Below are 8,684 nucleotides of genomic sequence, written 5' to 3'. Positions count from 1 at the left end.
ACTTCAGCGTCGAATCGCTGGCCAAGCTGTCCGCCCTCTCGGAGGGCGGCGCGGAGCCGCCAGCGCTGGCGGCTCCGCGGTAGGGCACGCGATCGACAAGAACCACGTCAGGCGAATTTACACACTTGACGGGACGCAAGTCGCGGGCCAGCGCGGCCTGATTTGCAAACATGCGCCCCTTAACGGAATGCTGAAAGGGAGCGCCGTCGCAAACCTCTTCGTTTCGTTGCTGGGCGGTTGCACACCCTCGATCCGTTGAACGGAAAGCGAAGGTCGAGGAGTACGCGCGGTCAATGGGCTTCCGTCAGTCCTCCTCAAGATCCATCACCTCTCGACCGGCCGCGGCGACCAGCCGCAGCTGGCTGCCGGTCACGTGCGCGAGGGGACCTGCACCAGCCGCCTGTTGTCGATTGCCCGGAGCTGATCGATGAGCAAGTCGGAATGCTGCCGAATCCGTCCGGTGCGAGGTACATGCACACGAAACGGTTCGGCGTCCGAAACGACATTGGTGGTGAGCCGGACGACGATGGTAGATGGATGGCCGGCGCACAACAGCGCCTGGGCCTACAAAATCAGCACCGGCCGCCTCTAGCCGGGCTTCGTGCCCCGCTTCGGGTCCGAGGCCCGGGAGCCCTGCGTCGCTGCTTTTGGGCATCCAGCTCTCGCTCGATGGCCTCGAACTCCGCGTTCACCCGCATGCTCTCGGCACGCACGCGTTTCGAACCGTCCGCCATCCGCTCGGCTCGTCGCCGCGCCCGCGGATCACGGTTCATCCGCTCGATGGCGCGGCGAATGTACTCCGCACGAGAGAGCCAGAGCGCCCGAGCGCACTCGCCGCTTGCCGCGGCCAGGGCATCGGGAGCTTCAGTGAGATGGCGGCCACGATGGGCTCCTTGGATATCAAGAGGTAGTGGCAGAACTTCGCAGCAGGCGCAGACACGTTGCGCGCCGGGAGCAGCGCTCGGTCGTGGCGTTGGCGGCCGGGCGCCGTGTCCGCAGAGAGCCACGGGAACTCAAAATCACGCTCCCCCGGGCAAAAACACCTGATACGTCGAAGCGCCGACCTGGACCACGTCCGCCTGATAGTACGAGTGGCCGATCGCTTCCAGTACCGGCGCCGGGTACAGCTGCGCGTTCAGCACGATCACGGCGAAGCGATGGGCGCGCACGTCGCCGACGAGCGCCGCCGGGTCCCACAGCCCAGATGCGTACAGGTTGCGCAGGTGCGTGGCATTACCGACGATCGGCTTGCCGGCCGCCAGCGCCAGACTCGGCGCCTCGGAGAGGACCGGGCCGTCGCTACGACGCATCAGTTCCGCGATCCCCACCAGCGCTGCTCGCTCTTCCTGGGACGGGATCCGCCCGAGAAAGTCGGCCTGGCGCCCCAGGTCCCGCAGCGGCGCCACCACGTGCGTGAGCGGTCCGTGGGCGAAGAGCAGCATTTGGAGCAACAGCCCCGCGCCCAGGGCGCAGAGTCCGCCGGCCGGGGCTCGCCGCGCGGGCGGCACGGCTGGCGGCCTGCCGCCGGTGGACAGGGCGGATGCGGAGCGATCCGCCTCCCCGGTCGCCCACGCGCCGCCATCAGAGGTCGCGGGGCGGAGCGCGCGGGCGATCCGCGCCCCGGCCAGGACCGAGGACACCGCGATGAGCCCGAGGAGGTACGACTCGCCGGCGCCCCACTTCCCGACGCCCAGCCCCACGAGTGCGGCGAGCGGGAAGGCGATGACCCACGGTGACCAGGCGCGCCGGCGCAAACCCGCGTATGCCTCGGAGCCGGCGAGCACGAGCAGCGGGGCGTGAATCGCGGCGAAGTTGAGGGCGTACTTCCCCAGCTCGCCCAGCTCGAAGGCGTTGATGTTCCCCTCGACTCCGTTGAGCCAGAAGGCGCCGCTCGTCGCGCCGTTCAGCGCGGCGAGGATCCCTCCCCCAAGGAGCAGCAGGAGCGCGAGCGCGCCGATCCCGCGCCAGGGCCGCAGGGCGATGGCGAACAGGACACACGCGGCCGCGGCGTCGATGGCCGTCGGCTTGGTGAAGAGCGACGCGAGCAGCGCCAGCACGCACAGCCCCATCCTCCCCATCGTTGGGACCTCGGCCAGCAGGAGCGCGATCAGGGCGAAGAGGAGCGCGAGGCTGTTCACGCGCGCGAGCGGCGTCGTGTGGAACACGTAGGGCGAGGCGAGGAAGAGGCCAGCGGCGAGGGCGCCGGCCAACGCCCCCTCCCCGACCCTCCCCCGTTCAGGGGGAGGCAACGCCGCCTCCTCGACCCTTCCCCGTTCAGGGGGAGGCAATGCCTCCTCCCCAACCCTCCCCCGGGACGGGGGCGGCGGAACGCGCGCCGCGCGGCGCGCCGCAGCCACCCCCACGACCAGCGCGCACGCGAGCCCCGCGACCGCGGACACGACGCGGCCGGCCGCCAGCGTCGGGCCGGTGACCGTGGTCACCGCCGCGGCAAGCATGCTCCAGACCGGGGGATAGTTGGATGAAAAATAGGGGAACACCTCATTGTCGCTATACGGAAGCTGCCCCTGGCGAAGCAGCCAGGCGCTCCACACGTCGTAGCCCTCGCCTTGGTCCAGCTCGTACGGATAGGCGATGAGCTGTTCCGCGAACACCCCATAGATCAGCGCATACAGCGCCAGAACCGCCAGCGTCGGCCACAGGACCCAACGCGCCCGCGAAGCCGCGATGCGGCGCGCCGAGGCGTCAAGGCGGCGCGGTGCGAAGGTCGGCGACGGCGCGCGACCGCCTCCCATCACCCGCCCGCGTCCCGCTGCCATCGAGCGCTCGGGCGGCTTCTGGTACTATCGCGATTGGGTCCGCAGTCTCGTCGAGGAGGCATCCATGCCTGCCCAGTTCGGCTCCGACATTATCGTGGACATGATGCAGCGATTCGGCATCCCGTACGCGTCCCTGAACCCAGGATCGAGCTATCGCGGCCTCCACGACTCCATCGTGAACTACGGCAAGAACAATCCCGCCATCATTACCTGCCCGCACGAGGAGCTGGCCGTTCAGATCGCCCACGGCTATGGCCGCGCGACCGGCCGCCCCATGGTCGCCATTCTCCACGACGTCGTCGGGCTCCTCCACGGCGCGATGGCGGTCTACTACGCCCACCTCGATCGGGCTCCGGTCATTATCATGGGCGGCACCGGGCCGATGGACACCACGCGCAGGCGGCCGCACATCGATTGGACGCACACGGCGCTGGTCCAGGGCAACGCCGTCCGGGACTACGTTCGCTGGGATGACCAGCCCTACACGGTGGATGCCGTGCCCGATTCCTTCGCCCGGGGCTACCGGATCGCCCTGACCCACCCGCAGGGCCCCGTGTACCTGTGCTACGACGCCGCGCTCCAGGAGGACCCCCTCGACCACGAGGTGGAGCTGGTGGACCCGAAGCGCTCGCAGCCGCCCGCGCCCATCATGGGCGATCCCTCGGCGCTGGCGCAGGCGGCGGATATGCTGGTGAAGGCCGAGATGCCCGTCATCCTCACCGAGTACACGGGGCGCACCCAGACCGGCTACGCCGCGCTGGTGGAGCTGGCCGAGGCGCTTGGGGCGGGCGTGGTCGACTGGCACGGCCGCCAGAACTTCCCGAACGTGCACCCCCTCAGCCTCTGGGGCAGCGACGTGCTTCGCCGCGCGGACGTGGTGCTCGCCCTCGACGTCTCCGATCTCCATGGCCCGCTCACCGAGCTGAATCGGGTCACCCGGCGCACGGTGCCCATCACCCCGGCCGGCTGCAAGATCATCGACATCGGCTTTCGCGATATGCGGGCCAACGGCTGGAGTCAGGAGTTCCAGAAGTTCACCGAGGTCGACCTCTTCATCCACGGGGACACCGCCACGACGCTGCCGGCCCTCACGCGCCTCGTGAAGGAGCGGGTCGATGGCGGCGCCGCCGGTCGCATTTCCGCGCGAACGACAGAGCTGGGGAAGCTCCACGATGAGACCCGCGCCCGCTGGGCGACCGAGGCCAAGCGCGACTGGGACGCCTCGCCGGTCAGCCTGCCGCGCCTCTCGATGGAGGTGCGCGACGCGCTCCAGAGCGAGGATTGGCTCATTTGCATGAACCCTCTTCGCGACACGCTGCACATGTACTGGGACCTGGACCGCTGGGGCCGCCACACGGGCGACGACCTGGGCACGGCGACCCAGATCGGCATGAACCTGGGCATCGCCCTCGCCAATCGTGGCTCGGGCAAGCTGGTGGCCGCGATCCAGACCGACGGCGACCTCATGTTCGACGTCGGCGCCCTCTGGATCGCCGTGCACGACAAGATTCCGATCCTCCTGGTCATGTTCAACAACCGGGCCTACTACAACGACTGGGAGCACCAGATCCGCATGGCCGAGGTCCGCGAGCGCGACGTCCGCATGGCGTACCTGGGCCAGGAGATCGACAAGCCGGCGCCCGATTTCGCCGCCATCGCCAAGGGCTTCGGCTGGTACGCCGAGGGCCCCATCGACCAGCCCAGGGACGTCGGCGCGGCCGTGCGCCGGGGCATCGAGCGGGTAAAGGCCGGCCGGCCGGCCCTCATCGATGTCGTGACCCAGTACCGATAGATCGATTTGCGCGCGGTGCAGTTCCACCCCCTGGTCCAGAGCTGGTTCGCCGAGCGCTTCGGCGCCCCCACCGAGCCCCAGGCCCACGGCTGGGCCGCGATCGCGGCCGGCCGCCACACCCTGATCGCCGCGCCGACCGGGTCGGGGAAGACCCTCGCCGCGTTCCTCTGGTCCATCAATCGCCTCGTCGAGCGCGCGGTCGCGGGCAATCTGGCTGATCGCACCCAGGTCGTCTACGTCTCGCCGCTGAAGGCGCTCGGCAACGACATCGAGAAGAACCTGCGCGATCCCCTCGAGGGCGTTCGACGCGCGGCGACCGAAAGCGGGATCGCTCTGCCCGAGATTCGCGTCGCGGTGCGCAGCGGCGACACGCCGGCCGTCGATCGATCGCGGATGCTTCGCAGGCCGCCCCACATCCTGATCACCACGCCGGAGACCTTCTTCATCCTCCTCACCGCCGAAGGGAGTCGAACATTTCTCGCGGACGCGAAGACCGTCATCGTGGACGAGATCCACGCCGTGGCCGGTGACAAGCGCGGGTCGCACCTGGCGATATCCCTCGAGCGCTTGGACGCGCTGGTGGGCGCGCCGGTCCAGCGCATCGGGCTCAGCGCTACCCAGCGCCCCATCGAGGAGGTCGCCGCGCTCCTGGTCGGCGCGCCCCGCCCGGGAGAGCCGCGCGACGACGTTCGCCAGCGGTGCGCCATCGTGGACGTCGGCCACCGGCGCCCCATGCGGCTCTCCGTGGCCGTCCCCGATCAGGAGCTGGGTCCCATCGCGAGTCACGAGCTGTGGGCCGAGACCTACGACCGCATCGCGCGGGAGGTCCAGGAGCACCGCGCCACCCTCGTATTCGTGAACACGCGGCGGCAGGTCGAGCGGGTCGCCCACGCCCTGGGTCAGCGCCTCGGCGACGAGCGGGTCGCCGCCCACCACGGGAGTCTCTCGCGGGAGACCCGCCTCAAGGCGGAGCAGGCGCTCAAGACGGGCGCGGTCCCGGTCATGGTCGCCACCGCGTCCCTCGAGCTGGGGATCGACATCGGATACGTGGACCTCGTGTGCCACATCGGCGCCCCGCGGCTCTTCGCCACGCTGCTCCAGCGCGTCGGTCGCTCCGGCCACTGGCTGGGCGCGATCCCGCACGGGATTCTGTATCCGATGACCCGCGACGATCTCCTCCAGAGCGCGGCTGCGATCCGGGGCGTGCGCGCGGGCGAGCTCGACCGGCTGTCGATTCCGGAGAACGCGCTGGACATCCTGGCCCAGCAGATGGTGGCCATCGCCGCCAGTGGACCGATCGGGGAGGACGATCTCTTCGACCTCGTCAGGCGCGCACATCCTTATCGGAACCTGCCCCGGCGCGACTTCGACGCAGTGCTGGAGATGTTGAGCGAGGGGATCGCGACGGAGCGCGGCCGCCGCTCCGCGCACCTGCACCTCGATCGCGTGCACCGCGTGATCCGTCCTCGGCGCGGCGCGCGCCTCGCAGCCATCACCTCCGGCGGCGCGATCCCGGACGTGGCCGACTACGACGTGATCGAGGACCCGGCGGGCATCTTCGTCGGCAAGGTGCACGAGGACTTCGCGGTCGAGAGCCTCGCGGGGGACATCTTCTTGCTCGGAAACCACTCGTGGCGCATTCGGCGCGTCGAGGCGGGCCGCGTCCGGGTGGAGGACGCCCAGGGCGCGCCACCGACCATCCCGTTCTGGTTTGGCGAGGCCCCGGCGCGCTCCCTCGAGATGTCCGCGTCGGTGTCGGCGCTCCGCGAGGAGGTCGCGCGGCGACTCCCCGATCGCAAGGGGGCCGTCGATTGGGTCGTCGAGGAGACGGACCTCGATCCTGCCGGCGCCGAGCAGATCGTGGACTATGTCGACGAGACCGTGCGCATGCTGGGCGCGGTCCCGAGCCAGCGAACGATCGTCGCGGAGCGATTCTTCGACGAGGCTGGCGGGATGCAGCTCGTCGTGCACGCTCCCTTCGGCGGGCGCATCAACCGCGCCTGGGGCCTTGCGCTCCGCAAGCGCTTCTGCGTGACCTTCGATTTCGAGCTGCAGGCCGCGGCGACCGATGACGGCATCGTCATCTCGCTGGGCGAGCGGCACTCGTTCCCCCTCGCGAGCGTGTTCGGTATGGTTCGGACCGCCACCCTGGAACAGGACCTGATCCAGGCCACGCTGAAGTCGCCCATGTTCACGAACCGTTGGCGCTGGAACGCCGGCCGGTCGCTGGCGCTGCTTCGGCACCAGGGCGGCCGCCGCGTGCCGATGAACATCCAGCGCATGCGGGCGGAGGACCTGCTCGCGGCCGTCTTCCCGGCGCAGGTCGCCTGCCAGGACAATATGCCCGCGGGCCCCATCACTCCACCCGATCACCCCCTCGTGAACGAGACGATCGACAACTGCCTCCACGAGGCGATGGACATCGATGGGCTGCGCGACGTGCTGGACGCGATCCAGCGGGGCGAGATCGAGGCTCGCGCCGTGGAAACGCCCGCGCCTTCGCCCATGTCCCACGAGATCCTGAACGCGAACCCCTACGCGTTTCTCGATGACGCCCCGCTGGAGGAGCGACGCGCGCGCGCCGTCTCGCTTCGGCGCGTGGACCCTGACCTGGCGAGCGGCATCGGCGCATTGGATCCGGAGGCGATCGCGACGGTGCGGGCGCAGGCGTGGCCGGACGTGCGCGACGCCGATGACCTCCACGATGCGCTCCTCAACCTGGGCATCCTTCCGGTGCGGGAGATCGGCGACTGGGACCCTTGGGCCCGGGCCCTCATCGCCGATCGGCGCGCCACGGTGGCCGCGCGCCCGGGCGCGCCCGCTGTTCCCTCCCCCCTGGCGGGGGACGGCGAGGGAGGCGGGGAACGCTGGCTCGTCGCCGCCGAGCGCCTATCCGTCGCAACCTCGGCCCTCGGCCCGCTCTCCCTCCAGCCCGTCATCGAAGAGCCCGCCGGCGCCCCCCAGCCCGACGAGGACGCCGCCGCCCGCCAGGTGGTGCAGGGCTGGCTGGAGGTGCTTGGACCGACGAGCGCCTCAGCTCTGGCGGAGCGAACCGGCCTCCGGCTCGGTCTCATCGAGATGGCGCTCGCGGCGCTCGAGGGGAGTGGCATGGTCCTCCGCGGCCAGTTCACCGCAAACGGCGTGGCCGGAGAGACCGAGTGGTGCGAGCGGCGGCTCCTGGCGCGGATCCATCGCCTCACCCTCGGCCGCCTGCGGCAGGAGATCCAGCCCGTCACCGTCGCCGAGTTCATCCGATTCCTCTTGCAGTGGCAGCACGTCGCCACCGGGACGCAGGTCCACGGGCGCGAGGGGCTCGCGGCCGTGGTCGGCCAGCTCCAGGGACTCGAGCTGCCGGCGCCGTCGTGGGAACAGGACGTGCTGCCCGCTCGCGTCTCCAGCTACGACCCCGCCGACCTGGAGCAGCTCTGCCTCGCCGGCGTCGTCGCGTGGGGCCGGCTCTCGAGTCGGCCGGGACCGACGCTCGATGAAGAGGGCGGCGCGAACGGCGCGCGGCGACGGAAATCGGCGCCGGGGCGGCAGGCGCCGGTCGCGTTCCTGCTGCGCGACGACCTTCCGTTTCTCCTCGCCGGGACTTCGTCCCGGGATGAGGCGATCCAGCACGTCTCTCCGGCGGCGCAGGATGTTGCGCGCTATCTGATGCGCCGTGGCGCCTCATTCCTCGGCGACGTGGCGCGCGGCACCGGCCGTCTTCCCTCCGTGGTGGAAGAGGCGCTGTGGGAGCTCGTCGCCAGCGGGCTTGCGACGGGCGACGGGGTGGCAGGACTGCGTGCGCTCCTGCTGCCCGAAACGAAGCGGCGTGCGCCAGCGCGGCACCTGCGCGCGCTTCGCGGCGGGCGCGCGCCGAGCCGCGCGATGCCCGTCGGTCGATGGTCTCTCTGGGGCGACGAGGGCGAGCCGCCCAACGATGGGGAGCGCGCGGAGTGGTTCGCGCGCCAGCTCCTTCGCCGCTGGGGTGTCGTGTTTCGCGATCTTCTGGCCCGGGAAACGCAGGCCCCGCCGTGGCGCGTTCTTCTGGGGATCTTCCGCCGACTCGAGGCCCGAGGGGAGATTCGCGGCGGGAGGTTCGTCGCGGGCTTCGTCGGCGAGCAGTTCGC

At 70.5% G+C, this 8,684-nt stretch carries 3 protein-coding genes; 2 read left to right on the top strand and 1 reads right to left on the bottom strand.

The window, feature by feature from the left end; all coding sequences use genetic code 11:
- Positions 1-1,019: 1,019 nt before the first annotated feature.
- Positions 1,020-2,777 (bottom strand): hypothetical protein, encoded by a 1,758-nt coding sequence (locus VFC51_10730; protein ID HZT07494.1) that lies wholly within the window; start codon positions 2,775-2,777, stop codon positions 1,020-1,022.
- A gap of 64 nt (positions 2,778-2,841) precedes the next feature.
- Between VFC51_10730 and VFC51_10725 the strand changes: the two genes are divergently transcribed.
- Entirely contained in the window at positions 2,842-4,569 is a 1,728-nt protein-coding gene (locus VFC51_10725) for a thiamine pyrophosphate-binding protein (protein ID HZT07493.1), read from the top strand.
- A gap of 15 nt (positions 4,570-4,584) precedes the next feature.
- A partial coding sequence (locus VFC51_10720) for a DEAD/DEAH box helicase (GenBank protein ID HZT07492.1) occupies positions 4,585-8,684 on the top strand: 4,100 nt, incomplete at its 3' end.

Source organism: Chloroflexota bacterium (genome assembly GCA_035652535.1).
Lineage (GTDB): Bacteria > Chloroflexota > UBA6077 > UBA6077 > SHYK01 > DASRDP01.
The sequence above is the reverse complement of the archived record's forward strand: the minus strand, read 5'-3'. Positions and strand labels throughout refer to the sequence as shown.

Bases quoted from the DNA above. Each gene is read 5' to 3' on its own strand.
- VFC51_10725 (HZT07493.1), top strand. From the start codon at position 2,842: ATGCCTGCCCAGTTCGGCTCCGACATTATCGTGGACATGATGCAGCGA.
- VFC51_10730 (HZT07494.1), bottom strand. From the start codon at position 2,777: ATGGCAGCGGGACGCGGGCGGGTGATGGGAGGCGGTCGCGCGCCGTCG.